Annotated in this window: 28 protein-coding genes, 1 tRNA gene, 1 other RNA gene and 1 riboswitch; of the genes, 19 read left to right on the top strand and 11 right to left on the bottom strand. The window is 70.7% G+C overall.

From position 1 onward, the window contains the following. On the top strand, nt 1–446 hold a 446-nt coding region (locus ACR2FV_RS09025; protein ID WP_434015354.1), incomplete at its 5' end, for a hypothetical protein. A 305-nt stretch (nt 447–751) separates the two neighbouring features. Here ACR2FV_RS09025 and ACR2FV_RS09020 read toward each other — a convergent pair. Together ACR2FV_RS09020 and ACR2FV_RS09015 are read right to left on the bottom strand one after the other, a co-directional pair. Further along, on the bottom strand, nt 752–1552 hold the full coding sequence (locus ACR2FV_RS09020) for a Crp/Fnr family transcriptional regulator (protein ID WP_434015353.1): 801 nt from the start codon (nt 1550–1552) through the stop codon (nt 752–754). Nucleotides 1553–1556: 4 nt separating this feature from the next. After that, a complete protein-coding gene (locus ACR2FV_RS09015; RefSeq protein ID WP_434015352.1) occupies nt 1557–2003 on the bottom strand; it encodes a hypothetical protein in 447 nt (148 codons plus the stop codon). 161 nt (nt 2004–2164) lie between these two features. Here ACR2FV_RS09015 and ACR2FV_RS09010 point away from each other — a divergent pair, with 161 nt between their 5' ends. Next, on the top strand, nt 2165–2908 hold the full coding sequence (locus ACR2FV_RS09010; RefSeq protein WP_434015351.1) for a hypothetical protein: 744 nt from the start codon (nt 2165–2167) through the stop codon (nt 2906–2908). A 55-nt stretch (nt 2909–2963) separates the two neighbouring features. On the opposite strand, the gene ACR2FV_RS09005 is transcribed toward ACR2FV_RS09010, so the two are convergent. Further along, nucleotides 2964–3653 (bottom strand): LuxR C-terminal-related transcriptional regulator, encoded by a 690-nt coding sequence (locus ACR2FV_RS09005; RefSeq protein WP_434015350.1) that lies wholly within the window; start codon nt 3651–3653, stop codon nt 2964–2966. A gap of 213 nt (nt 3654–3866) precedes the next feature. Between ACR2FV_RS09005 and ACR2FV_RS09000 the strand changes: the two genes are divergently transcribed. From ACR2FV_RS09000 to ACR2FV_RS08965, 8 genes are all read left to right on the top strand, one after another. After that, nucleotides 3867–4013, top strand: a complete 147-nt coding sequence (locus ACR2FV_RS09000; protein WP_434015349.1) for a hypothetical protein — start codon at nt 3867–3869, stop codon at nt 4011–4013. Nucleotides 4014–4203: 190 nt separating this feature from the next. Then, nucleotides 4204–4321, top strand: a riboswitch (SAM riboswitch). Between the two features lie 166 nt (nt 4322–4487). Continuing rightward, nucleotides 4488–5798: a bifunctional o-acetylhomoserine/o-acetylserine sulfhydrylase gene (locus ACR2FV_RS08995; RefSeq protein ID WP_434015348.1), complete on the top strand. Its 1311-nt coding sequence runs from the start codon at nt 4488–4490 to the stop codon at nt 5796–5798. Nucleotide 5799: 1 nt separating this feature from the next. After that, the gene (gene metX / locus ACR2FV_RS08990; protein WP_434015347.1) at nt 5800–6948 is read left to right on the top strand and encodes a homoserine O-acetyltransferase MetX; all 1149 of its coding nucleotides are present in this window, start codon (nt 5800–5802) and stop codon (nt 6946–6948) included. Between the two features lie 178 nt (nt 6949–7126). Further along, on the top strand, nt 7127–7708 hold the full coding sequence (locus ACR2FV_RS08985) for a hypothetical protein (RefSeq protein WP_434015359.1): 582 nt from the start codon (nt 7127–7129) through the stop codon (nt 7706–7708). Beyond that, nucleotides 7590–7904, top strand: coding sequence for a paraslipin (locus ACR2FV_RS08980; protein WP_434015358.1), 315 nt, complete (start codon nt 7590–7592; stop codon nt 7902–7904). The genes ACR2FV_RS08985 and ACR2FV_RS08980 overlap by 119 nt, the downstream gene beginning before the upstream one ends. A gap of 224 nt (nt 7905–8128) precedes the next feature. After that, complete coding sequence (locus tag ACR2FV_RS08975; RefSeq protein WP_434015346.1) at nt 8129–8575, top strand: NfeD family protein; 447 nt, start codon at nt 8129–8131, stop codon at nt 8573–8575. A gap of 23 nt (nt 8576–8598) precedes the next feature. Beyond that, entirely contained in the window at nt 8599–9777 is a 1179-nt protein-coding gene (locus tag ACR2FV_RS08970) for an SPFH domain-containing protein (protein ID WP_434015345.1), read from the top strand. Between the two features lie 34 nt (nt 9778–9811). Then, nucleotides 9812–11011, top strand: a complete 1200-nt coding sequence (locus ACR2FV_RS08965) for an amidohydrolase family protein (RefSeq protein ID WP_434015357.1) — start codon at nt 9812–9814, stop codon at nt 11009–11011. Nucleotides 11012–11024: 13 nt separating this feature from the next. Here the strand turns inward: ACR2FV_RS08965 and ACR2FV_RS08960 are convergent, their stop codons facing one another. Then, entirely contained in the window at nt 11025–11552 is a 528-nt protein-coding gene (locus tag ACR2FV_RS08960; protein WP_434015344.1) for a gluconokinase, read from the bottom strand. A gap of 100 nt (nt 11553–11652) precedes the next feature. On the opposite strand from ACR2FV_RS08960, the gene ACR2FV_RS08955 reads away from it, so the two are divergent. The 4 genes from ACR2FV_RS08955 to ACR2FV_RS08940 all read left to right on the top strand — a co-directional run bounded on the left by ACR2FV_RS08955 (nt 11653) and on the right by ACR2FV_RS08940 (nt 14517). After that, the gene (locus ACR2FV_RS08955) at nt 11653–12900 is read left to right on the top strand and encodes a carboxylate--amine ligase (protein ID WP_434015343.1); all 1248 of its coding nucleotides are present in this window, start codon (nt 11653–11655) and stop codon (nt 12898–12900) included. Between the two features lie 47 nt (nt 12901–12947). Then, nucleotides 12948–13580, top strand: coding sequence for a copper resistance CopC family protein (locus ACR2FV_RS08950; protein ID WP_434015342.1), 633 nt, complete (start codon nt 12948–12950; stop codon nt 13578–13580). A 173-nt stretch (nt 13581–13753) separates the two neighbouring features. Next, the gene (locus tag ACR2FV_RS08945) at nt 13754–13963 is read left to right on the top strand and encodes a DUF3073 domain-containing protein (protein WP_434015341.1); all 210 of its coding nucleotides are present in this window, start codon (nt 13754–13756) and stop codon (nt 13961–13963) included. Then, on the top strand, nt 13960–14517 hold the full coding sequence (locus ACR2FV_RS08940) for a hypothetical protein (protein ID WP_434015340.1): 558 nt from the start codon (nt 13960–13962) through the stop codon (nt 14515–14517). Before ACR2FV_RS08945 ends, ACR2FV_RS08940 begins: the two co-directional genes overlap by 4 nt. 281 nt (nt 14518–14798) lie before the next feature. On the opposite strand, the gene purM is transcribed toward ACR2FV_RS08940, so the two are convergent. From purM to ffs, 7 genes are all read right to left on the bottom strand, one after another. Next, on the bottom strand, nt 14799–15917 hold the full coding sequence (gene purM / locus ACR2FV_RS08935; RefSeq protein WP_434015339.1) for a phosphoribosylformylglycinamidine cyclo-ligase: 1119 nt from the start codon (nt 15915–15917) through the stop codon (nt 14799–14801). A 17-nt stretch (nt 15918–15934) separates the two neighbouring features. Further along, nucleotides 15935–17521, bottom strand: coding sequence for an amidophosphoribosyltransferase (gene purF / locus ACR2FV_RS08930; protein WP_434015338.1), 1587 nt, complete (start codon nt 17519–17521; stop codon nt 15935–15937). A 24-nt stretch (nt 17522–17545) separates the two neighbouring features. Continuing rightward, on the bottom strand, nt 17546–17788 hold the full coding sequence (locus ACR2FV_RS08925; RefSeq protein WP_434015337.1) for a hypothetical protein: 243 nt from the start codon (nt 17786–17788) through the stop codon (nt 17546–17548). 111 nt (nt 17789–17899) lie between these two features. Further along, on the bottom strand, nt 17900–18790 hold the full coding sequence (locus tag ACR2FV_RS08920) for an LLM class flavin-dependent oxidoreductase (RefSeq protein ID WP_434015336.1): 891 nt from the start codon (nt 18788–18790) through the stop codon (nt 17900–17902). 77 nt (nt 18791–18867) lie between these two features. Further along, nucleotides 18868–19236, bottom strand: coding sequence for a sterol carrier family protein (locus tag ACR2FV_RS08915; RefSeq protein WP_434015335.1), 369 nt, complete (start codon nt 19234–19236; stop codon nt 18868–18870). A 4-nt stretch (nt 19237–19240) separates the two neighbouring features. After that, entirely contained in the window at nt 19241–20476 is a 1236-nt protein-coding gene (locus ACR2FV_RS08910; protein WP_434015334.1) for an arginine deiminase, read from the bottom strand. Nucleotides 20477–20608: 132 nt separating this feature from the next. Beyond that, an RNA gene (gene ffs / locus ACR2FV_RS08905) (signal recognition particle sRNA small type) lies at nt 20609–20705 on the bottom strand. A 222-nt stretch (nt 20706–20927) separates the two neighbouring features. On the opposite strand from ffs, the gene ACR2FV_RS08900 reads away from it, so the two are divergent. From ACR2FV_RS08900 to ACR2FV_RS08880, 5 genes are all read left to right on the top strand, one after another. Next, nucleotides 20928–21017 (top strand) — tRNA-Ser (locus ACR2FV_RS08900). Nucleotides 21018–21083: 66 nt separating this feature from the next. Next, a complete protein-coding gene (locus tag ACR2FV_RS08895) occupies nt 21084–21380 on the top strand; it encodes a type II toxin-antitoxin system VapB family antitoxin (protein WP_434015333.1) in 297 nt (98 codons plus the stop codon). 26 nt (nt 21381–21406) lie between these two features. Next, entirely contained in the window at nt 21407–21934 is a 528-nt protein-coding gene (locus ACR2FV_RS08890) for a LytR C-terminal domain-containing protein (protein WP_434015332.1), read from the top strand. Nucleotides 21935–21938: 4 nt separating this feature from the next. Continuing rightward, nucleotides 21939–22847, top strand: coding sequence for an ABC transporter substrate-binding protein (locus ACR2FV_RS08885; RefSeq protein ID WP_434015331.1), 909 nt, complete (start codon nt 21939–21941; stop codon nt 22845–22847). Nucleotides 22848–22920: 73 nt separating this feature from the next. Then, entirely contained in the window at nt 22921–23388 is a 468-nt protein-coding gene (locus ACR2FV_RS08880) for an SRPBCC family protein (RefSeq protein WP_434015330.1), read from the top strand. Nucleotide 23389: the final 1 nt, after the last annotated feature.

Genomic DNA, 23389 nt, shown 5'->3' with positions numbered 1-23389 from the left:
CGCCCGCGGTGGCCGCCGGGCTCGACGACGGCGGCGCCACGACGGCATACCTGGCTCGGGGCACCTCCCACAGCTCGACCGACGTGTTTCGCGGGGCGCCCGATTTTGCGGCAAGCGTCGAGGGGCGGTCGGCCGAGCTGGTGGCCGACGCGTTCGACGTCGTCGGCATCGGGTGGGCGGCGCCCGATGGTGACCCCGAGATCACCGTGGCCTACTGCTTCGACTCCCCGGAGGCCGCCGAGCGGGCAGTGAGCGTGTTGGCAGATCTCTGGAGAGACGGAAAGAGCCTGCTGCTCGAGCAACCGTTCAGCCACCAGTTCACCTTTGTCGGCAGCGAGTCGGCGGGTCGGGTTGCCCTGGTTCACCTCGGGCTCACCGAAGGAACGTCGCCAGATGAGATCCTCGGGATGCTGGAGTCCAGGGAGCTCGTCTTCCTCCACCGATGAGGGCGATCTGGCACCCTGGAACGTCAGCGGTCCTCATGGACGAGAGGTAGTCATGGCGCGGATGTACAACGCTGATGCGGATGAACCCGAGCGGCCGGATCGGGACAGAGACGTGAGCCAACGCAAGAACCACCTGATGGCCCTGGGCGACCAGGTGGACCGGGCCGGTGGTGGATCCTCGTTTCCGAGGGTGCTGCGCAGCCCCCTCGGCGCGGTGGTGACGATCCTGGCTCGGCGCGGTGGTGACGATCCTGGTCCTTGTGGCCCTGGTGACACTGATCGGCTTGCCCCAGCTCAGGTGAGGCTCAGCCGCCGCTGGCGCGGGCCAGACCGTCGGGGTCCAGGATCTTGATCCGCCCCCGGCCCAGGTCGATCAGACCCTCCCGCGCGTAGTCGCCCAGGATCCGGGTCGCGGTCTCCCGGCTGGTCCCGGCCAGCCCGGCGACCTGCTCATGCGTCAGGTTGACCTGCGTCGCTCTCCCGAGCGGCAGCGGCCCACGCCGCTCGGAGACCACCGCGAGCGCCCCGGCCACTCGCTGCGGCACGCTCTTGAACACCGCGTCCGACCACTGCGACTCGATCCGCGCGAGCCGCCGACCGAGGGTCTCGGCGATCCGGGCCGCGATCCGGGCATCGCCCAGCAGGAACCGGTGCACGTCAGCCCGGTCCATGGAGCACACCACCACGTCCTCCAAGGCCTCGGCATAGCTGTCATACATCTGCTGGCCCACCACGACCATCTCGCCGAAGATCGTCCCGGGGCTGAGCACGGCGGTGGTCAGCGCGCGCCCGTCCGGCGAGAGCCGGAACACCCGGACCCGTCCCTGCTTGAGGATGAACAGCGCCTCCACCTGCTGGTGCGGGGTATGCAGCAGCTCACCGGCCGCATACCTGCGCATCGGCGCCGCCCGCGACATGGCGTCCATCTCCGCCTCGGACAGGTCCTGGAAGATGTCGACCTCGGCCATGCACCAGCTCGGCGCCCCGCCCTGATCCGTCATCGCGTCGACACCGTCCCATCCGCCGGTGGCCCACACCGGCATCTCGCGCGGTGCCAGCGCCTCGACCCGCTCGGGGAAGCACTTCGCGGCACCCTGGCCCTCCATGCTCTCAGCGGGCGTGACGGCGGGCAAGGATCGCGACGACGCCGCCGAGGATGACACCGAAGACCAGGTGGCCCATCAGGCTGCGCACGCTCATCTCGTTGATCACGAACAGGTCCATGCCCAGCCGAGCGGGCATCAGCAGCAGGGCGCCGACCACCCACAGGACGAGACCGTATGCCGCGCCCATCGCGAGCTGCATACCCAACCCCATCTGACGGGCGCCGGCGATCAGCCCGAAAGCGGCCCCGAAGATGGCCGAGTTGACCAGATGGACGATCCACCCGACCGCGACGGCCTCGGAGCCGACGAGCATGGCGACCATCGGGATCATGCCGAAGGCCTGCATCATCAGGCCGAAGACGACACCGCCGGTCAGACCACCGACAACTCCGTGGACCACACTCGTGGTCGAGATCATCGACGTGCTCTTGGTCGCTGTGCCCTGTGCCATGGTGCCGCTCCCTTGCCTCGTCTTTTTCGCTGGTGACAGCGAACCTAGGCAGGATCCAGCGGCCCGTCCGTAACCCCGCTCACACAACCGGCAAGGCCCTGATTGTGCACCGGCTCGCGGCGCACCGGGGCCACGGGAGGCACCGGCATACGATCGAGGACGTGGCCTTCTCGCTGGACGACGGCATCGCTCATCTGGAGTCCCGGCTGCGCCTCGGCCCGTTCAGCCGCGACGGCTTCCACCTCATCGAGCTGCGGCGGCACGGCACCGAGCTGTATGTCGTGTTCCGCTGGCGCGAGAACCCGCACCGGTTCGGGGTCCGCATACCGATCGACGACACGGGGCAGGGGATCTGGACCGGCCTGGAGACCACGTCGGCGCAGGACTGGGCCGACGAGGTGCAGGGGCATCTCGCGGAGGAACTGATGACCGGGTATGTCGCGCGCGCCGGGCGGCGACCCGTCGCCGACTACATCGAGCTGTCGGGCACCTGGTGGGTCTCGGAGTCAGCGCGCGCCGTCGGCGAGGTGCCCGCGGGGGGTGAGGGGCAGTGGCTCGCCCGGGACGGGCTGCACCCCGGCCGAGGCCGCCGATTCGAGCGGCGGATCGCGTGGCTGCAGGCCCACGTCGACAACGCGGACGCTGAGCAGTTCGTCGGCCAGGCCGTCGTCACCTGGGCTTCACCGGGCACGGCGATGCTGGCGCTGGTCGAGCTGACCCCGGGCACACCGTTGACCGTGGGGAGTGACCTGACCTGGACGACGATAAATTCGGCGGCCGATGCCGGAGCTTCACACGTGGTGACCTCGCTCGAGGAGCCCTGGCTGGACACGCTGGGCTTCCGGCCTGCGGGCCGCGGGATGCTCGCGACCTCCACGACGTTCCTCACGGCCCAGGGGTGGTGACGGACGACAACTTCCCGAGCAAGATGCGTGGCGGGGGCGCTGGCACCCTCGCAAATCAGAGGAGGCGGCGGTCCATCGCCCACGCGGTCAGCTCGTGCCGCGAGCTCAGCTGCAGCTTGCGCAGCACCGACGACACGTGGGTCTCCACGGTCTTGATGGAGATGAACAGCTCCTTGGCCACCTCCTTGTACTGGTAGCCCCGCGCGATCAGCCGCATCACCTCCCGCTCCCTCGTGCTCAGCCGGTCCAGCTCCTCGTCGACCTCGGCCACCTCACCGGCCGCTGCGCCGAAGGCGTCGAGCACGAAGCCGGCCAGCCGGGGGCTGAACACCGCGTCGCCCTCGGCCACCCGCCGGATCGCCGTGCCCAGGTCGCCGCCGCTGATCGTCTTGGTCACATAGCCCCGGGCCCCGGCCCGGATCACCGCGATCACGTCCTCTGCCGCGTCGGAGACCGACCGTGCCAGGAACCGCACCGGCTGGCCTGCCTCGCTGGTCAGGCCGGCGCACCCGCGGATCACGTCGCTGCCCCCGCGGCCCTGACCTCCGGGCAGGTGCACGTCGAGCAGCACCACGTCGGGTCGAGCCCGTTGGATCTCGACGACCGCGGCGTCGACGGTCGGGGCCTCGCCGACGACCTCGACGCCCGGGGCGACCTCGGCCAGCTCGGCGCGCACCCCCACCCGGAAGATCCGGTGGTCGTCGACGATGACGACCCGGGTGACTCGGCGCTGGTCAGGGCTCATCTGGCCTCTCCTTGCTTCGACGCCGGCGATGAATGTGACGTTGCTGACGCTCTGGCGTTCGGAACGTCGCATTCATGATCGTCGGGGATGGGAGGCCTGTGGCTTGCGGGCCTGGCGCCCTCATGACTCTCGGCGTCGGGAGTCGCCTCCAGGGGGAGGCTGAGGCTGGCCACGGTCGTCCTGGGCCTGGTCGCTCTGCTCGTCGGGGGTCTGGTGTTCGGCATCCAGATCGTCGACTTGGACGTCGACTGGTCCGTGGCCACGCCCGCCGTCTTCGTCGGTGCCGGCGCCGTGCTGGTGCTGCTCGGTCTCGTCACCCTGGTCCGGCGCCGCGGCGACGAGGCCGTGGAGACGGGCTGAAAGCTCCGGGCGGTGCGCGTGCCGAGCTCAGGGGCCGGCCCGCACCGCTCGGTTCCCCCAGGCACGCGCCGACTAGTGCCCGATGTCGCACACGCAAGCAGCCGAAGTTTCTTCGATAGCAGCCACCGCGCCAGACGAATGACCGAATTGACTGCGGATCGAGCACCGTGTTAGACATGTCAGTGCATATGGTCATGAGTCCCAGCGACAAGCCCTGGCTTGCTGGGCGGCAACCCTCCACTCGCGGTGGGGTGCCCCAGGTGATGACCAGGCGGGCGGCCCACCCGGGTCGTCCGCAAGCGCGGGCTTCTCACCCGAGGGGCCCAGCCGACGCCGACCTGCTAGGAGCGCCGCTGTGACCCGCCGAATGTGCCGCTGCTGAGTCCGCCTCGCGGACACCCGTCGCACCGCATACCCCCATCACGTCCTGTACCGCATACCCGTTGATCCTTCCCTGATCCAGGAGAGCACCCCATGAGCTGGTCCTTCGCCACCCGTCAGATCCACGCCGGCCAGACCCCGGACGCCGAGACCGGCGCCCGGGCGCTGCCGATCTACCAGAGCACGTCCTTCGTCTTCGAGGACGCCGACCAGGCCGCCAACCGGTTCGCCCTGGCCGAGCTCGGCCCGATCTACACCCGCATCGCCAACCCCACCAGCGAGGTCATCGAGAACCGCGTGGCCGACCTCGAGGGCGGGGTCGGTGGCCTGCTGACCGCCTCCGGTCAGTCGGCGGTGACCCTGGCGATCCTCAACGTCGCCGAGGCCGGTGACCACATCGTCGCCTCCCCCAGCCTCTACGGCGGCACGCAGAACCTCTTCGAGCACACGCTGCCCAAGCTCGGCGTGCAGGTCACCTTCGTGGAGGACCCGACCGACCCGGAGTCCTGGCGCACAGCGGCCACCGAGTCGACCAAGGCGTTCTTCGGCGAGACCATCGCCAACCCCAGCAGCGACATTCTGGACATCGCCCCGGTCGCCGAGGTCGCCCACGAGCTCGGCGTGCCGCTGATCGTCGACAACACCGTGCCCTCGCCCTACCTGTGCCGGCCGATCGAGCACGGCGCCGACGTGGTGGTGCACTCGGCGACCAAGTACCTCGGTGGTCACGGCACCTCGATCGCCGGGGTCATCGTCGACTCGGGCAACTTCGACTACGCGCAGTACCCCGAGCGCTTCCCCGGCTTCAACACCCCCGACGCCAGCTACAACGGCCTGGTCTACGCCCGTGACCTCGGCGTCGGCTGCGCGCTCGGCGCCAACCTCGCCTACATTCTCAAGGCGCGCGTGCAGTTGCTGCGCGACCTGGGGCCGGCCGCGTCACCGTTCAACGCCTTCCTGATCGCACAGGGCCTGGAGACGCTGTCGCTGCGGATCGAGCGGCACGTGCAGAACGCCCAGCGGGTGGCCGAGTGGCTGCTGGAGCAGGACCAGGTGGAGTCGGTGTCCTACGCCGGGCTGCCGGGTCACCCTTCGTACGACCTAGCGCAGAAGTACCTGCCCGCCGGTGCCGGCGCTGTGCTGGCCTTCGAGGTCGCCGGGGGCGCCGACGCCGGGCGCCGGTTCGTCTCGGCGCTGGAGCTGCACTCGCTTGTCGCCAACGTCGGCGATGTGCGCTCCCTGGTGATCCACCCCGCGTCGACGACGCACTCCCAGCTCAGCGAGGCCGCCCAGCAGGCCGCCGGGGTCACCCCCGGCCTGGTCCGACTGGCCGTCGGCCTCGAGCACATCGACGACATCCTGGCCGACCTGGAGAGCGGCTTCATCGCCGCCAAGGGCGCCTGAGATGTCCGAGCCGGCCCCACCGTCGCGACGGCGGAGCCTCGTCGTCGGCAGTCTGGACATCGAGAGCGGGGCGCATCTGCCCGAGGTGCGCATGGCTGTGCAGACGTGGGGTCGGCTCAACTCGGCCGGGGACAACGCCGTCCTCGTCCTGCACGCGCTCACCGGCGACCAACAGGTCGTCGGTGACGCGGGCCCCGGCCAGCCAACCCCCGGATGGTGGCCCGGGTTGATCGGTCCCGGTGCCGCGCTGGACACCGACGAGCTGTATGTCGTGGCGCCCAACGTGCTCGGCGGCTGCCGGGGCAGCACCGGGCCCAGCACCCCCGCGGCCGACGGCCGGCCCTACGGCTCGTCCTTCCCGACCCTGACCATCCGCGACCAGGTGCACGGCGAGGCGCTGCTGGCCGATGCCCTCGGGATCCGCTCGTTTGCCGCGGTCCTCGGCGGGTCGATGGGCGGCATGCGCGCGCTGGAGTGGGCGGCGACGTATCCGGGTCGGGTCCGTCGATGCCTGGCCATCGCCACCTGCGCCATCGCCACCGCCGACCAGATCGCCTGGGCCACGCCGCAGCTGCACGCCATCCGCGGCGACGCCGGCTTCGTCGGCGGCGACTACTACCCCGGTCCCGGGCCGCGCAACGGACTGGAGGTGGCCCGACAGATCGCGCACACGACATACCGGGCGGCGGCGGACCTGGACGACCGCTTCGGCGCGGCACCGCGGCTGGGCGAGGAGCCGCTGCGCGGGGGCCGGTATGCCGTGCAGTCCTACCTGCAGCACCACGGCCGCAAGCTGGTGCGGCGCTTCGACGCCAACTCCTACCTGGTGCTGACCGAGTCGATGAACGGCCACGACATCGGCCGTGACCGCGGCGGCGTCGAGGCGGCGCTGCGGCGGATCACCGCCGAGCTGACCGTGGCGGTCGTGGACAGCGACCGGCTCTACACCCCGGCCGACGGTGCGGTCATCGCGCAGGCGCCGGCCTGCCGAGAGCTGATCACCATCTCCTCGCCCTACGGCCACGACTCGTTCCTGATCGAGACCGAGCAGATCTTCGGCCTGATCACGCGAGCCTTCGCGCCGGCACCGACGCCAGGGCAGACCCCGCGCGCGACGCCGCGCAGTCTGCACCCCTCCGGCCTCTGGTAGACCTCGGCACGCGTAGCGCTTCACCGACCGGCAGCATGCGCACCGCGTGACCGCGGAGGCCCGGTGCATTCGCTGGCCGCTCGGTGACCACCTGTGTGCACGGTCGTGAATCTGCGGGCTGTGGCACCCCACCCTTGGACAGGGTCATCCGGAAGTTGCGCCCTAGCGCAGGACCCGTATGACGCTGACCCGGGCCGCGGCCGTGCGACACACCCTCGCGGCACGAATCCGCCTCACCGTCCCCGCCTCGCTGAGCGCCGACCGGTCCGGCCGGAGCGCCGAGAGCGTCGAGCTGCCGATCACGCTGCGGGTGACCCGGCAGGTGGGCCTGCCCGGTCTGCACTGGTCCCGGATCTCTCGACCGCTACGCCCGGACGTAGGGCCCCGGCCTGATCGGCCAGGGCATGAGGCCGTGGCGGCCGCCGCGCCCACTCACGGATACGCCTTGGCGCAGGGTGGACCGGAGGTGGCGGTGCTGACCCGAGGGATGCCGGAGGTTGCCGACCTCGCCCAGGTTGCCGACACCCGCGCGATGCTGTCGGTGACCCTGCTGCGCAGCGTGGGGTGGTTGTCCCGCTCGGATCTGAGCACGCGCACCGCCTCGGCGGCGGACGATGCGCTCGCCCTACAGGCGCAGGCCGATCGCTTCGACGCCGGTCTGCACGCCCGGATGGCTCGCCCGACACCTCGACGTCGTCGCGGTCGACTCCGCGACGCATTTCCAGCCCACCGACCCCAAGGCCGCGACCTACGAGGTTAACGACTGGCGTCGGGCAGTCGAGCGACTGACGGTGACGACGCTGCGTGAGGTCATCGGCACGCTGAACCTGGAGCAGGCACTGAGCAGCCGGGACGCGCTCGAGGCCCAGCTCCGCCTAGCAGTTGCCGACGCGAGCAGCCGTTGGGGCGTCCGAGTCCTCCGGGTGGAGCTGACCAGGATCGACCCGCCCCACTGAGGCACCGGCTCTGGTGGGATCGTCCGCGATCGAGCGCCTGGTGCGTTCGGCGCCGAGTGTCACCCCGTGCACCGCATCCCGACGCGGAGCCGGTGCGCATGGTGACACTCGGCACCCTCTGCACCACGGGATCTCGCCGGCAACCTTTGGAGTGCCTGGCACGTTGCTGCAGTGTCGGATGATGCTGCGGCCTACGATGGGACGACTCGACGAGGAGGTGCCCGATGGACTGGATCGCGGATACGCAGTGGCTGTGGTGGGTCGCCGCCGCCCTGGTGCTCGGCCTCATCGAGATCGCCTCCCTCGACCTGGTCTTCACCATGCTGGCCGCGGCGGCCCTCGCTGCCGCGGTCGCGGCCGGGGTCGGCTTGAGCTTCCCGCTGCAGGTCATCGTCTTCGTCGTCGCCGCACTGATCCTGCTGGCGCTGCTCCGTCCCCTGCTGCTGCGGAGGCTCAATCTCACCGGCCCGGCCGTCCCCACCAACAGCGACGCCAACGTCGGCCAGCGCGCCGAAGTGATCACCCAGGTCACCGACCGCAGCGGCACTGTCAAGCTGCGCGGTGAGCAGTGGTCGGCCCGCTCCGAGGACCCCGCCCAGCCGTTCCCTCCAGGAGAGATCCTGCAGGTCATCCGCATTGACGGCGCCACTGCCGTCGTCGCCCCCCGCTGACCGCATACCGACCAGGAGACACCATGCCCGAGCCCCAGACCTTCACCCTGTATGTCGTCCTGCTCCTCCTGATCCTGTTCGTCGCCACGGCGATCGCCAAGGCGATCCGGATCGTGCCGCAGGCCTCGGCCGTCATCGTCGAGCGACTCGGCCGCTACAGCCGGACCCTCGACGCCGGGCTGCACCTGCTGGTGCCCTTCATCGACAAGGCGCGCGCCGTCGTCGACCTGCGCGAGCAGGTCGTGTCGTTCCCGCCGCAGCCGGTGATCACCAGCGACAACCTGGTGGTCTCCATCGACACCGTCATCTACTTCCAGCCGACCGACCCCAAGGCCGCGACCTACGAGATCGCCAACTACATCCAGGGCATCGAGCAGCTCACCGTCACCACGTTGCGCAACGTGATCGGCTCGCTGGACCTGGAGCAGACGCTGACCAGCCGCGACCAGATCAACGGCCAGCTGCGCGGGGTGCTCGACGACGCGACCGGCCGCTGGGGCATCCGGGTCAACCGGGTCGAGCTCAAGGCGATCGACCCGCCGGCCAGTGTGCAGGACTCGATGGAGAAGCAGATGCGCGCCGAGCGCGACCGCCGCGCCACGATCCTCAACGCCGAGGGCGTCAAGCAGTCGCACATCCTCACCGCTGAGGGTGAGAAGCAGGGCCAGATCCTGCGTGCCGAGGGCACAGCGCAGTCCGCGATCCTGGAGGCCCAGGGCGAGGCCCGAGCCATCCTGCAGGTCTTCGACGCCATCCACAAGGGCAATCCCGACAGCAAGCTGCTGGCCTACCAGTACCTGCAGATGCTGCCCCAGATCGCGCAGGGCGAGTCCAACAAGATGTGGATCGTGCCCAGTGAGCTCACCCAGGCGCTCAAGGGCATCGGCGACGCGCTCGGCACCGGAGGCGACGGCTCCGGATCCTCACCGCTGGACGGCCCGGCCGGCAGCGTCACCGACGGGGCGCACAGCTCTGGGGGCTCCGATCTGGACATCAAGGTCGACGAACCGGCCCTGGAGGACCCCGGTGAGGCGCTGCGCCGAGCCCGGGCCGAGGCTGCCGAAGCCACCGCCGAGGCAGAGCGGAGCACCCGCACCGCTAGCGGCAGCAGCCGACGCACCGACAGGCCCACCTCCCCGCCCGAGGCTGCAGCCCCCGAACCCGAGGCGACGGCCGACGAGCCGCCCACTTCGCAAGGCTGAGCCCGGCCCCGCCCCCGCATACGGTGGGGTGGTGATGATCAGCGAGGGCCGCCCCTGGGGCGGCGAGATGTCCGACGTGCGGATCGCTGACGGCACGATCGCCGAGGTTCTTCCGCACGACCCCGCCCGCACGCCCGAGCAGGTCGTGGCCGGCCGGGGCAGGCTGCTGCTGCCGAGCTTCTCCGACGTGCACGTGCACCTGGACTCCACCCGGATCGGGCTCCCGTTCCGCCCGCACACGGGCGGGCCTGGAGTGTGGGCGATGATGCTCAACGACCGGGCACACTGGCGCGACGGCGAGGTCGGGATCACCGAGCGGGTCGCCGACACCCTGGCGCGAATGATCGCCCGAGGCACGACGCGGGTGCGCAGCTTCGCCCAGGTCGACGTGGACTGCCGCCTCGAGCGGCTGGAGGCCGTGCTGGCCGCGCGGGAGACCCACCGCGACCGTGCTGACGTGCAGGTCATCGCCTTCCCGCAGGCCGGGCTGCTCCGCGAGGACGGCTCGCCCCAGGTGCTGGAGGATGCCCTGCGGGCCGGCGCCGATGTGGTCGGCGGCATCGACCCGTGCACCCTCGATCGCGACCCGGTGCGTCATCTCGACATCGTCTTCGGGCTGGCCGAGCGCTATCAGCTCCCCGTCGACGTCCACCTGCACGAGCCCGGTGAGCTGGGCCGGTTCAGCGCCGACCTGATCATCGAGCGCACCCGGGCGCTGGGTATGCAGGGGCGCGTGCTGATCTCGCACGGCTACGGGATGTGGGACGGCACCGAGTCCCAGGTGAGCAACCTCGTCCAAGCCTTCGCGGAGGCAGATATCGCGACGGCGACGATCGCGCCGGGCGGCGGGCGCGGCATACCGCTGCGGGCGCTGAGCGAGGCCGGCGTGCGGGTGGGGCTCGGGGAGGACGGGCAGCGCGACTACTGGTCGCCCTACGGCAACGCCGACATGCTCGACCGTACCTGGCAGCTGGGGTTCACCAGCGGCTTCCGCGCCGACGAGCTGATCGAGCACTGCCTGGCTGTGGCCACGGTGGGCGGCGCAGGGATCATGGACCCCTCGATCCCACGGTTGAGCTCCCTCGGCGATCGGCCGGGACTGGCGGTGGGCGACCCGGCCCACCTCACGCTGGTCGACGGGGAGAGCGTGACATCGGCGGTGATGGACCGGCCGGCTGACCGCACGGTGATCCACGCCGGCCAGGTCGTTGCCGACCAGCTCCAGCTCACCTGACCGACCGCGGCGGTCAGGGAGCGAGGTCGAGCTGAGCGGCGACCACCCGGGCGATCCGCTCCGGGGAGTTGGTCACGTCCTGCACGATGGCCTCCTCGTCCTGCTCCAGCTGCTCCAGGGTGTCGAGCTGGGACTCCAGCAGAGACGGGGGCATGAAGTGCTCGCGGCCCTGCATCCGCTCCATCAGGAGGTACTTGTCGCCCACCAGGTGCACGAAGACGGTGCGCTCGCCGCCGCGGCGCAGGATGTCGCGATAGAACCGGCGCAGCGCCGAGCAGGTCAAGATTGTGGACTCGCCCTGCTCGTCGCGCTCCCGGGTCCAGTCGGCCAAGGTCTGCAGCCACGGCCAGCGGTCCTCATCGGTCAGCGGCCGGCCGTCGGCCATCTTGGCCCGGTTGGCCTCGGGATGGTAGTCGTCGCCCTCGGCGAAGACCCAGCCCATCCGGTCCTGGATGGCCTCGGCCACGGTGCTCTTCCCGCTGCCCGAGACCCCCATCACGACCAGGTGGATCGGCGGGTCGGGGGTCACGACGTCGGCCATGGCCTCAACCTAGGTCGCGCCTCCGGTCATGTCACGTGGAGGAGGGGGCCTACGCCTGCCGTAGGCTCTCGGTCGAGATCGCCGCACCCCTGGGAGTTTCATGACCGCCCCGACCACCGACCCTGACTTCGACGTCGTCCTGCTCGGCACCGACATCGGGATCTACGCCATGGCCCGTGCCTTCCACGAGCGCTACGGCATCCACAGCACCGTCATCTCCCGCGTCGTGGCCGGGCCGATCAAGTGGTCCACCTTCATCCACACCATCGAGCTCGGGGAGCACGCGGAGCGGCAGGACACCCTGGACGCCCTGGAGCGAGAGGGGCAGCTGCGCACCGCTGCCGGCCGCACGACCCTGCTGCTGTCCAACGCCGACTCCTTCAGCCGGATGCTCAGCGACCAGGCGGACTGGCTGCGGCAGTGGTATGTCGTGCCCGCCGTGGCCGGGCCGGTGCTCGACATGATCGCCGACAAGATCGAGTTCGGGGCCGTGTGCGAGGAGCTGGGCATCCCCGTCCCGCGGACTCTCGTGCAGGACTTCTCCGGTGCCGACGAGCCGTCGTGGAGCCCCGACCCGGTCGACCTGACCTTCCCCGTGGTCGCCAAGCCCGCGGTCGGCGCCGCCTACGAGGGCCTGAAGTTCGAGGGCAAGAACAAGATCTACAAGGTCGACTCCGCGGCCGAGCTCGTCGACATCTTCCACCGGGTCCGGGACGCCGGCTTCCGCGACCGCTTCGTGGTGCAGGAGCTGATCCCCGGCGACGACACCGCGATGCGCTCGATCACCGCATACGTCGACCAGCGCGGCGAGGTCACCCTGCTGGCCACCGCCCAGGTGCTGCTGCAGGAGCACCAGCCACTGGCCATCGGCAACCCCGCCGCGATGGTCACCACGGCATACCCCGAGTTGATGCAGCAGGCCGAGCGACTGCTGCGGCATGTGGGCTACCACGGTTTCGCGAACTTCGACGTCAAGCTGGACCCGCGGGACGGGGTGTCCAAGTTCTTCGAGGTCAATCCCCGGATCGGCCGCAACAACTACTACGTGACCGCGGCGGGGGCCAACGTCGCCGAGTTCATCACCGCCGACCTCGTCCAGGACCGGGCGGTCGACCAGGTCGTGGTGCGCAACGAGATCCTCTACTGCGTGCTGCCGATGTGGCTGCTGCGCCGCTACCTCGGCCCTGACACCAAGGCGCTGGTCCAGCGGGTGCGCCGCAAGGGCGTGTTCCACCCGTTGGTCACGAAAGACTCGCTCAAGCGCAAGGGCTACGTGCTGCTGGCCAAGACCAACTACGTGAAGAAGTACGCGCAGTACTACCCGCGACCGACCGACTCCGGCTTCTAGTCCCTCCGAGGCCCGGGCGTGTCAGAGGGGGTTCCTAGACTGCGGGCATGAGCAGCGTCGATGCCCGCCGTCGCGGCCTGCGCACCCCCACAGCACTGGGGCTGCTGGTGACCTTCCTGATCCTGATCGGCTGGGCGCCGGCGGCGCTCGCGCACGACGAGCTGACCGGCACCGAGCCGGCGTCCGGAGAGACCCTGCAGCAACCCCCTGCGGAGCTGACCCTGACCTTCTCGGGGGAGCTCACCGATCTGGGGGCCTGGGTCGAGGTGAGCGGTCCACTCGGTAGTGCCCTGGATGGCACGCCGGAGATCGAGGGCGACCGATTGAGTCAGCCACTGTCCACGGATGTGCCATCCGGTGACTACGAGGCGACCTGGCGGGTGACCTCGCAGGACGGGCACCCCATCTCGGGGACGTTCGACTACACCGTGCAGGAGCCGGCCTCGCAGGGCACGCAGCCCCTGGAGGCTCGGGCCGATGCTGCACCGCGGGGCGGCCAGGCCTCGCCCACCACCGTCGCACCAGCCCAGGAGGGGGACCCGCCGGCCAGCACCGACGCGGTCGCGAGCCAAAGCGGCGACACCGAGGCCGCTGGGGTCGCACCATGGATGTGGGCGCTGGTGGGTGCTGCCCTGCTGGCGCTGGCAGCCATCGGCACCGTGGCGATCCGTCGTCGCTGAGCACCGATCCTCGCGTTCCTGGCGGGGCGATGCGCGCGGCCGGGCTCTGCTCATGTACCTTTGCACCTACGAGACAGACACACATCCCGGGCTGGCTGCGCGGTCTGATCGGTGGCAAACGCACCGGTCGGTTGAGCGGTGCCCACCCGGCAGACGCATGAGGGGGTCACGCCATGGGGCGCGGCCGGGCGAAAGCCAAGCAGACCAAGGTTGCACGGAGACTGAAGTACTACTCTCCCGAAACCGACCTGAGCGCACTCCAACGGGAGCTCACCGCGCAGGAGAAGGCCGAGGCCTCCTCCGCTGACGGCGCACAGGACACCGACGACGACCTCGACGACGAGGACAGCCCCTACCGGTCCAGGTCCGCGGACGGTCGTTGACCCGACCCGAGGCAGATCCGCCGGAGTCCTTCACCACGACTCCGCGTAAGCGCCGCTCCGGGAAGCGATGGGGGGCCGGGCGCAGTGTGCCCGGCTGGATCTTCCTCGTCTTGATCGTCCTCGGGTTCTACGCCGTCGTCAGCCGTTCCTGGGACTACAACGCCCAGGACGTGACGATCGACGCCTGGTCGTGCCTCGACACCATCACCGAGACCGCGGCCTCCTCGATGACCCCGGACCAAGCCGGGTGCACGCCGAACGACGTGGACGGCGAGATCTCCGTCTACCACCGCACCTCCCCGCTCAGCGAGGGCGCAGGTCGTGATCCGCTGACCGTGCCGGGCGTCGACGCCGACTCCATCGAGCTCAACCTCCAGCTGCGGTTGGAGTCCCCGGCCAGCTCGGTGGTGCTGGTTGACGCCTCCGGCGATCCGGTCGGCGGTGGAGTTGCGATGAGCAGCGACAAGGCCGGTGTGCGGTGGAGCGCCCCGTTCCGGTTGAAGGGCAGCACCGAGTTCGTGCTGCTCGTCGGCCCCCCACCCGAGGCCGAGTGAACTCGACTTGATGCAGCCAAGAGGCGTCAACCGGCTAGATCTCCTCTGCTCTGGCGGTCCGGATGACCGCGTTCTACTCTCACCACGAACGACATCCGGGCGAAACGACAACTTGCCACAGAATTCCTGCGATCAGGGTCCCTTTTCGGGCTCGGGCTATGAGCTCGCCGGCCTTACTCGTCCTCGGCGCCGCGCCTGGTCTCGGCCCCCTCGGTCGCCCACCGGTTCGTGCGGCCGCCACCCGGCCGACCCGACCGCCTGGGCCTGAACCCTCGACGAACTTACGGGCGCGACCACGAGCGGTGGCCGCCGACCATGCGCACGGCGCCGCCGTCGATCCCCTTGGCGCCCTGCACCACATCGACGGCACTCGGATCGAGTCGCTCGACGCCGCCGAGCACCCAGGCCTGGACACCGGACCGCCGGCAGTGTCGGTTCGCCCGATCGGCCTGGTCTGCCGGGAGAACCACCACGAAGCCCACGCCCATGTTGAGGGTGCGCTCCAGATCCGAGCGGGGCACCTGCCCCCATTGCTGAACGGCGTCGAAGACCGGCGGTGGCGTCCAGGTCCCCCGGTCCACGGTGGCCAGCAGCCCGGGGGGCAGCACCCGCGCCAGGTTGGCCGCCAACCCACCCCCGGTCACATGCGAGAGCGCGTGCACATCGATGCCGTCGGCGGCGATCAGATCCAGCAGCAGCCGGGCGTAGATCCGAGTGGGCTCCAGCATCTCCTCGGCGAGGGTGCGGCCGAAGTCCTCGACGTGCTGCTCCCAGGCCAGCCCGGCCGTTGACACGGCTCGGCGCACGAGCGAGAAGCCGTTGGAGTGCAGCCCCGAGGACGCCAGGGCCAGCACCACGTCACCCTCCCGGACCCGGTCCGGCCCCAGGATGAACCCGTGCTCCACCACACCGGTGGCCGCCCCGGCCAGGTCGTACTCGTCCGCCTCGAGCAGCCCCGGGTGCTCCGCGGTCTCCCCGCCGACCAGGGCCACCCCGGCCAGCTCGCACCCTCGGGCGATGCCGCCCACGATCTCGGCGATCCGCTCGGGCACCACCTGGCCGCAGGCGATGTAGTCGGTCATGAAAAGTGGCTCGGCTCCGCAGACCACGATGTGGTCGACCACCATGCCGACCAGGTCGATGCCAATGCTCTCGTGCCGATCCAGCGCCTGGGCGATCGCCACCTTGGTGCCGACCCCGTCGGTGCTGGTCACCAGCACGGGCCGGGTCATCCCCTGCAGGGCGGTGGCATCGAACATCCCGGCGAAGCCCCCGAGACCGCCGAGCACCTCGGGCCGCTGAGCCTGTGCGACGGCCTGCTTCATCAGCTCGACGGCCTGGTCTCCCGCCTCCACGTCGACGCCCGACTCGGCATACGTCAGCGGGCTGGGTCTGTTCATCGCGATCCGATCCCCACTCAGGGATGCCGCAAGGCGTCAGCGGCGCCGGTGGCCGCGCCCACGGGGACGCCCTCGACGTCGACCCGGGGGCGCTTGGCCGTGTCGTCGGCAGCCGCCCGGCTCTGACCGGGGAACTCCAGCTCGAGCACGTCCTTGCCGAGCTGGTCCTCCCGCGGCAGCTCGATCGGATAGACCCCCGAGAAGCAAGCGGTGCACAGCTCGTCGGCCGGCTGCTCGGTGGCCTCGATCATGTTCTGCTCGCTGATGTAGCCCAGCGAGTCGGCCCCGATCGAGGCGCAGATCTCCTCGGGGACGAGCCCGGTGGCGATCAGCTCGGCACGGGTGGCGAAGTCGATGCCGTAGAAGCACGGCCAGCGCACCGGAGGAGCGGAGATCCGCACGTGCACCTCGGCGGCGCCGGCCTCGCGCAGCATCCGCACCAATGCCCGCTGGGTGTTGCCGCGCACGATGCTGTCGTCGACCACGATCAGCCGCTTGCCCTTGATCACGTCGCGCAGTGGGTTGAGCTTGAGCCGGATGCCCTGCTGCCGGATGGTCTGGCTGGGTGCGATGAAGGTGCGCCCGACGTAGGCGTTCTTGACCAGACCGGAGCCGTAGGGGATGCCGCTTGCCTCGGCATACCCGATGGCAGCGGGGGTGCCCGACTCGGGGGTCGGCATCACCATGTCGGCCTCGACGGGGTGCTCGGCGGCCAGCCGGCGCCCCATCTCGACCCGGGCGGCGTAGACAGAACGGCCCACCAAGGTCGTGTCGGGACGAGCAAGGTAGACGTACTCGAAGATGCACCCCTTGCGGGCGGCGGGGGCGAAGCGCCGGCTGCGCAGACCGTTGTGGTCGATGGCGATGAGCTCCCCGGGCTCGACCTCGCGGATCACGCTGGCCCCGACGATGTCAAGGGCCGCGGTCTCCGAGGCGACGACCCAGCCACGCTCGAGCCGACCCAGGACCAGCGGACGGACCCCCTGCGGGTCGCGCGCCGCATACACCGTCTGCTCGTCGCAGAAGACCAGCGAGAACGCGCCCCTGAGCCGCGGCAGCTCCTCCATCGCCGCGGTCTCCAGTGTCCGGTCCGGGTCGGCGGTGAGCAGACCGGTCAGCACCGCGGTGTCGGTCGTGTTGCCGCGGCCCACCTCGCCGGGCACGGCACGGGGGTTGCCTCCGTGCAGCTCGACCAGGCGCTCGCGCAGCTCGGCGGTGTTGACCAGGTTGCCGTTGTGACCCAGCGCGACGGTGCTCCCGGTGGTGCCCCCGAGGGTGGGCTGGGCGTTCTCCCAGGAGCTGCGCCCGGTCGTGGAGTAGCGACAGTGCCCGATCGCGAGGTGGCCGCGCAGCGAGGCCAGGCTGGACTCGTCGAAAACCTGGGCGACCAGCCCGACGTCCTTGTAGACCAATAGCGAGCGTCCGTCGCTGGTAGCGATCCCGGCCGCCTCCTGACCGCGGTGCTGCAGCGCGTAGAGCCCGTAGTAGGTCAGCTTGGCGACCTCGTCGTCGGGCGCCCAGACGCCGAAGACACCGCAGGCGTCCTGCGGGAGGGACTCATCGGGGAGGAGGTCGTGGCTCAGTCGTCCGTCGGGTCGAGGCACGCCCTCAGTGTTTCACATCTGCGCTCAACGCAGGGTCGTCCACTCGACCACGAGGAAGGCGACGGCGCCCGCCAGCCCGCCCAGCAGGGCGCCCGTGATCGCGAGGACGATCGACTCCTGCCCGGCGGAGGCGATGGGTGAGTCCGGGCCCAGCAGGTTGAGCAACAGCCCCACAACGGCGCCGAGCACCGCCCCGGTCACCAGGAACGGCACCATTCTGGGCCGCCGTGGACCCTTGGGCCGGAAGGTTGGCTGCTCGTCGCTCACAGCGACGAGGGTACGCCGCGGGTGGGGCACGCCCACCGGCAGCATCGCCACCACTCCTGACGCGGACCCGGAGCAGATGCTGCCCGTCGCCGCCGAGCACCAGCGCGCGGCTCAGGGTTCCAGCGCGATGCGATCCAGGACCGCGGGGTCGGCGCGGTAGGGGTCGCTGGGTCGTGGCCAGTGTGTGACGACGTCGGTGAAGCCCAGCTCGCGTGCCCGCCCGACCTGATCGGCGAAGAAGCCGGCGCTGCTCAGGGCCGTTGTGCCTGATGCGTCGAGGGACAGGTAACGGTCCGGCACATCCTCGGCGTCCCGGTCACCCTGCTCGACGGCGTCTGCGACCGCCTCGCTGAATCGGTCGCAGACCTCGGCGATCCCCTGCCACCACCCCTCGACCCGGTCGCTGCTCCGCTCGCCGGAGGCCCTCGGGGCGCCAGTCGTCAGCCAGCCCTCCCCTTGCCGGGCCGCCAGGGCGATCGCCTTGGGGCCGTTGGCGGCGATCACGAAGGGCACTCGCGGCCGCTGCACGCAGCCGGGCAGGTTGCGGGCGTCGACGGCGGTGAAGAACTCTCCGTCGTGGTCGATGTGGTCCGTGCTCAGGGTGCGGTCCAGCAGGTCGACGAACTCGGCGAACCGGCGGGTCCGCTGGCCCCGGCTGAGCTCGAGTCCCTGAATCTGCGCGTCCCGGTCGCCACCGGCTCCGAGCCCGAGCAGGACTCGGCCGTGGCTGATGTCGTCGAGGGTGACCACGTCGCGGGTGAAGGTGACCGGGTGCCGGAAGTTGGGCGAGGCCACGTAGGTGCCCAGCTGGATCGTCTCGGTGACCATCGCCGCCGCAGTCAGCGTGGCCACGGTGGAGTGCCACGGAGAGTCCGGCAGGCCGGCCCAGACCAGATGGTCATACGTCCACGCGTGGTCGAAGCCACGCTGCTCGGCGGCGCGCCACAGCGGCTCGGCCTCACGCCAGGGGTGTTCGGGCAGGATGCAGATGCCGTAGCGCACCCACCCACCCTACGTTCGCTCGGGACCTTGCGCCTTCACCCACCGATTTGCTGATATGGAGTGGGCGCGCAGCCTGCCTAGCAGATCGGGAGGTGGGCGGACAGGTCGGCGCGACTTCCGCTGGCCCGGACCGTGCCGTCGCCCACCGCCTGCTCCCAGGTCTGGGTGCCGGTAGCCAGCTCGAGCCACGTCGGCCCGTCGGTCTCCACGACGTTGGTGGGTGTGCCGCGGGTATGCCGTGGCCCCTGGATGCACTGCACCGCCCCGTGCGGGGGGACCCGGACCTCGACCGAGCGCCCGGGCGCCCGCAGGCTCAGCTCCTCCAGCGTGTAGCGCACCGCGGTGGCCAGCACCGGTCGCGGTACCTCGGGCCACGATGCGGCGGCACGGCATACGGAGAGGGCCTGCTCACCATCGGCGACCGGCACCCGGCGGCGGGGCGGCACGGACTCAGCCCACGGGGTCGCGCTCGATCGGGCAGGACATGCAGCGCGGCCCGCCCCGGCCGCGGCCCAGCTCGCCACCGGCGACCTCCAGCACCTCGACCCCCTGGGCCCGCAGGTAGTCGTTGGTCACCGTGTTGCGCTGATAGGCCACCACCACCCCGGGCTCCAGCGCCAACAGGTTGCACCCGTCGTCCCACTGTTCCCGGGCAGCCGCAGAGGGATCCTGGTCGGCGGCCAGGATGCGCAGCCGGTCCAGCCCGAGGGCACCGGCGATGACCTGCTCCATCTGCTCGGCCGGGTGTACCTGCACCACGACGTCGACCTCCTCGTCCCGCTGCTCGCCGGCGGTCAGCGTCCACGACTTGAGGTCGGGCAGCCCGCGGTAGCGGGTGAAGCTCTCCTGGTCGACCATGGTCATCACGGTGTCCAGGTGCATTGCCGAACGAGACTTGGGCATGTCGACCGCGATCACCCGTTCGATCTCCGCCGACGCCAGCATCCGCCGGGCCAGCCGCTCGACGCCCTGCGCGGTCGTGCGCTCGCTGAGCCCGATCAGCACCGTGCCGTTGCCGGGCACCAGGATGTCCCCGCCCTCCGCGGTCGCCGGACCGGCCGTGGTCCCGCGGCACCACCACGTGTCGGCCTCCCCGGCGAACATCGGGTGGTGGGTGTAGATCGCCTCGTAGTGCACGGTCTCGCGGCGCCGGGCCTTCTTGTGCATCGAGTTGACCGTCACACCGCCGTAGACCCAGGCGCTGGTGTCGCGGGCGAACAGGTGGTTGGGCAGCGGCGCCAGCACCGACTCGTGATCGTCGAGCTGACCGATCACCACCGAGCCGTCGTGGGAGATGCGAGCTTGAACCTCGGCCTTGGTGATGCCGCCGATCAGGAAGGCGGCGAGCTCCTGATCGTCCATGGCGTCGAACATCTGGCGCAGGTGGTCAGCCGCCAGCGGTCCGACGTGCCGCTCGTCCAAGGACTCCCGGAGCACCTGCTCCCGCGCCTGCGGGACGGCCAGGGTCTCGGTGAGCAGGGTGTCGAAGTGGTGCACGGTGACCCCCCGGTCCCGCATGACCTGCACGAACCCGTCGTGCTCCTGCTGCGCGCGCTCGACCCACAGGATCTCGTCGAACAGATAGCGCTCCTTGTTGGCCGGCGTCAGCCGGTGCATCTCCAGCCCCGGCCGGTGCACGATCACCTGGCGGAGCCGGCCGACCTCGGAGCCCACGTGCAGAGTCATGGCGGTCCTTTCGTATGTCGTGCCGTCCGCTCATCCTGCCACTGCTCGGACCTTCGACAACGCCTGCTCGCGCTGCCGGACCGGGGTCTGCTGACGTACCGGCCGACGCGAGGCCCCCTCCTGCGCACGGCATACGAGGACCCCCCGCGCACCTGGAAGAGCTCACCTGCCCTTGCTGCATTCCTGCCCTGGGGGAGTTCAGTGAGGTACCACCGCACGGGGGGCCGCCCCCGAGTGTATCGAAGCCCCGAGCCGATGGAGCCTGCCGCGTCCCGAGCCCCGGTGACCGGAAGTGCAGACCGTGCCGAATGTCACCCGCCGCACGCACCTGCGGGTCAGACCGGTTGCGTACCGTGACACTCGGCACCCAACGCACCCGCCAACCTCGTGAGAGACCTGCACCGCACACACGATTTCGGCGCCTCCCCCGGCCTCGGGTACCCTGCTCGGCGGAGGATTCGCATAGTGGCCTAGTGCGCACGATTGGAAATCGTGTTGGGGATGAAACCCCTCGCGGGTTCAAATCCCGCATCCTCCGCCACGACCCGATGATGGCTGCTCGCGCCGGCTCGGGCCCCCTTTGCCGCGGACCGCATACACTGCGGCCGTGATCTTCAAGGCGGTGGGCGAGGGGCGACCCTATCCCGACCACGGCCTGCAAGAGCCCAAGGACTGGGCGCACCTGCCCCCGCGGCAGATCCGGCTGGAGGAGCTGACCACCACCCGAGCCGCCCTGGACCTGCGGGCACTGCTGGCGGAGGACTGCACGTTCTACGGCGACATCTTCTGCCACGTCGTGCAGTGGCGCGACGAGCTCTACCTCGAAGACGGGCTGCACCGTGCGCTGCGGGCCGCCCTGCAGGGTCGGCCGGCGGTGCACGGGCGTGTCCTGGTCCTGGCCTGAGCGGCACGCCGACTACCGTGGTCCCCATGGGCTATGTGCGCACCGCCGGCATGTCGACCGCCGCGCGGCGTCGACGGCAGCGCACTGCCCTGGTGCTGATCACCCTGGTGCTGCTCCTGGTGGCAGTGTTCGGTTACGCCGCGGCCTACTACCAGGGCTGGATCGGCGACGACGGCGGCTCGACCGACGCCTCGCAGGTCACCGAGACGGCAGCGCCGCTGCAGCCTGGTGACGTCTCGGTCAACGTCTACAACGCGACCGGTCGTGCTGGGCTGGCCGGTCGCACGTCCGAGGCGCTGGAGGCGCGCGGCTTCGGGGTCGAGTCCGTCGCCGACGACCCGGAGAACGCCACGGTGGAGCACGTGGGCAACGTCCGGTTCGGTCCGGACGGGGCGCGGTCGGCCCTGTTGCTGCGCAGGAGCATCCCGGGGGTGAAGTTCGTCCCCGATGCCCGCGAGGGCGCCACGATCGACCTCGTACTCGGCGACGCCTTCGAGGAGCTGCCCGAGCCGCCCGCCGACGACTCGGCCACCACCGCCGAGCCCGAGGGCTGAGCAGGTGCGGATCGTCTCGCTGCTGCCGTCGGCGACGGAGATCCTGTATGCCGTGGGTGCCGGTCACGAGGTGGTCGGGGTGACCTTCGAGTGCGACGAGCCGGCCCGGGCCCGCAGGGACGCGACGGTCGTCTCGACCAGCTCGCTGCCCACCGGTGCGGACGGCCTACCGCTGGCTCCGGCACAGATCGACGCGGCCGTGCGCGAGCGCCTGGCCGCCGGTGAGGACCTCTACCACCTCGACCGCGACGCCCTGGCCCGGCTCGACGCCGACCTGGTGGTCACCCAGGACCTGTGTGCGGTCTGCGCCGTCGATGTCAGCGTGGTGCACGACGCCCTGGCCTATCTTGGCTGCACCGCCCGGGTGCTGACCACCGACCCGCACACGTTGGCCGAGGTGCTGGACAGCATCGAGCAGGTCGGGCGGGCCAGCGGTCACGAGCGCGCGGCACGCGACCTGAGCACCGGGCTGCGTGAGCGGCTGGGCGCGTTGCCTGGCGCGACGGCGCCGGACGCCGCCCGGGTCGCCGTGCTGGAGTGGACCGACCCACCCTTCGCGCCCGGGCACTGGGTGCCCGAGATGGTGCAGGTCGCCGGAGGACACAGCGTGCTGGGCGCACCAGGTGAGAAGTCGGTGACGACCACCTGGAGCGACGTCGCGGCCGCTCGCCCCGACATCGTCGTGGTCGCACCCTGCGGCTTCGATCTGACGACGTCCGTGGGGCTGACCCAGGAGCTGCTGGCCGGCCCGCTCGGCGGGCTGCCCGACCCGCAGGTCTGGGCCGTCGACGCCAACGCCTCCTACGCCCGGCCCGGGCCGCGGCTCGTCGACGGAGCCGAGGCGCTCGCAGCGATCCTGGATCCGGCGCGGTTCGGCGCACCCGACCCGGCGCTGGCGCGCCGCTGCCGGTGAGCACCCTGAGTGCATCGGGCCCCACGCCACCAAACACGTCGGGCACCCCCACGACGCATCCTGAGGAGGTCCGATGGCCGGGCACGCAGTGACGGTGCAGCGCACCATCCAGGCTCCGGTGCAGCGGGTGTGGGACGTGCTGACCGACCTCGACCGGGCGGCGCAGCGGCGCTCGGCGATCACCGAGGTCGAGATCCTCACCGACGGCCCCTACGCGCTGGGGACCACCTGGCTGCAGACGCGCCGGATGCTGGGCCGGTCAGCGACCGAGGAGATGTGCGTCACCGACAACGACCCCCTGCGCCGCACGGTCATCGAGGCTTCGTCTTCGGGAGCCGACTACACCACCACCTTCGTGCTGACCGAAGCGGTTGACTCGGTCACCGAGCTGAGCGTCGAGCTCCGCGCCGAGACCGCGGATCCCACGACGCCGCAGAAGGTGGCGTGGGCGGTCGTGGGCAAGGCAGGCCGCACAGCCACGGAGCGGGCGCTGCGAGCAGACCTCGACGACATCGCCGCTGCGGCCACCGCGCCGGGGTGAG

The organism is Ornithinimicrobium sp., assembly GCF_051004135.1.
Classification (GTDB): Bacteria; Actinomycetota; Actinomycetes; order Actinomycetales; family Dermatophilaceae; genus Ornithinicoccus.
This window is presented reverse-complemented; position numbering and strand designations above follow the sequence as displayed.

What these genes read in the sequence shown, in the direction of transcription:
- ACR2FV_RS08945 (WP_434015341.1), top strand. Translation starts at nt 13,754, where the DNA reads ATGGGGCGCGGCCGGGCGAAAGCCAAGCAGACCAAGGTTGCACGGAGA.
- purM (WP_434015339.1), bottom strand. Translation starts at nt 15,917, where the DNA reads ATGAACAGACCCAGCCCGCTGACGTATGCCGAGTCGGGCGTCGACGTG.
- ACR2FV_RS08910 (WP_434015334.1), bottom strand. Translation starts at nt 20,476, where the DNA reads ATGACTCTGCACGTGGGCTCCGAGGTCGGCCGGCTCCGCCAGGTGATC.
- ACR2FV_RS09015 (WP_434015352.1), bottom strand. Translation starts at nt 2,003, where the DNA reads ATGGCACAGGGCACAGCGACCAAGAGCACGTCGATGATCTCGACCACG.
- ACR2FV_RS09020 (WP_434015353.1), bottom strand. Translation starts at nt 1,552, where the DNA reads ATGGAGGGCCAGGGTGCCGCGAAGTGCTTCCCCGAGCGGGTCGAGGCG.
- ACR2FV_RS08960 (WP_434015344.1), bottom strand. Translation starts at nt 11,552, where the DNA reads ATGGCCGACGTCGTGACCCCCGACCCGCCGATCCACCTGGTCGTGATG.
- ACR2FV_RS08890 (WP_434015332.1), top strand. Translation starts at nt 21,407, where the DNA reads ATGGGCTATGTGCGCACCGCCGGCATGTCGACCGCCGCGCGGCGTCGA.
- metX (WP_434015347.1), top strand. Translation starts at nt 5,800, where the DNA reads ATGTCCGAGCCGGCCCCACCGTCGCGACGGCGGAGCCTCGTCGTCGGC.
- ACR2FV_RS08995 (WP_434015348.1), top strand. Translation starts at nt 4,488, where the DNA reads ATGAGCTGGTCCTTCGCCACCCGTCAGATCCACGCCGGCCAGACCCCG.
- ACR2FV_RS08975 (WP_434015346.1), top strand. Translation starts at nt 8,129, where the DNA reads ATGGACTGGATCGCGGATACGCAGTGGCTGTGGTGGGTCGCCGCCGCC.
- ACR2FV_RS08880 (WP_434015330.1), top strand. Translation starts at nt 22,921, where the DNA reads ATGGCCGGGCACGCAGTGACGGTGCAGCGCACCATCCAGGCTCCGGTG.
- ACR2FV_RS08970 (WP_434015345.1), top strand. Translation starts at nt 8,599, where the DNA reads ATGCCCGAGCCCCAGACCTTCACCCTGTATGTCGTCCTGCTCCTCCTG.
- ACR2FV_RS08955 (WP_434015343.1), top strand. Translation starts at nt 11,653, where the DNA reads ATGACCGCCCCGACCACCGACCCTGACTTCGACGTCGTCCTGCTCGGC.
- ACR2FV_RS08950 (WP_434015342.1), top strand. Translation starts at nt 12,948, where the DNA reads ATGAGCAGCGTCGATGCCCGCCGTCGCGGCCTGCGCACCCCCACAGCA.
- ACR2FV_RS08965 (WP_434015357.1), top strand. Translation starts at nt 9,812, where the DNA reads ATGATCAGCGAGGGCCGCCCCTGGGGCGGCGAGATGTCCGACGTGCGG.
- ACR2FV_RS08985 (WP_434015359.1), top strand. Translation starts at nt 7,127, where the DNA reads ATGACGCTGACCCGGGCCGCGGCCGTGCGACACACCCTCGCGGCACGA.
- ACR2FV_RS09005 (WP_434015350.1), bottom strand. Translation starts at nt 3,653, where the DNA reads ATGAGCCCTGACCAGCGCCGAGTCACCCGGGTCGTCATCGTCGACGAC.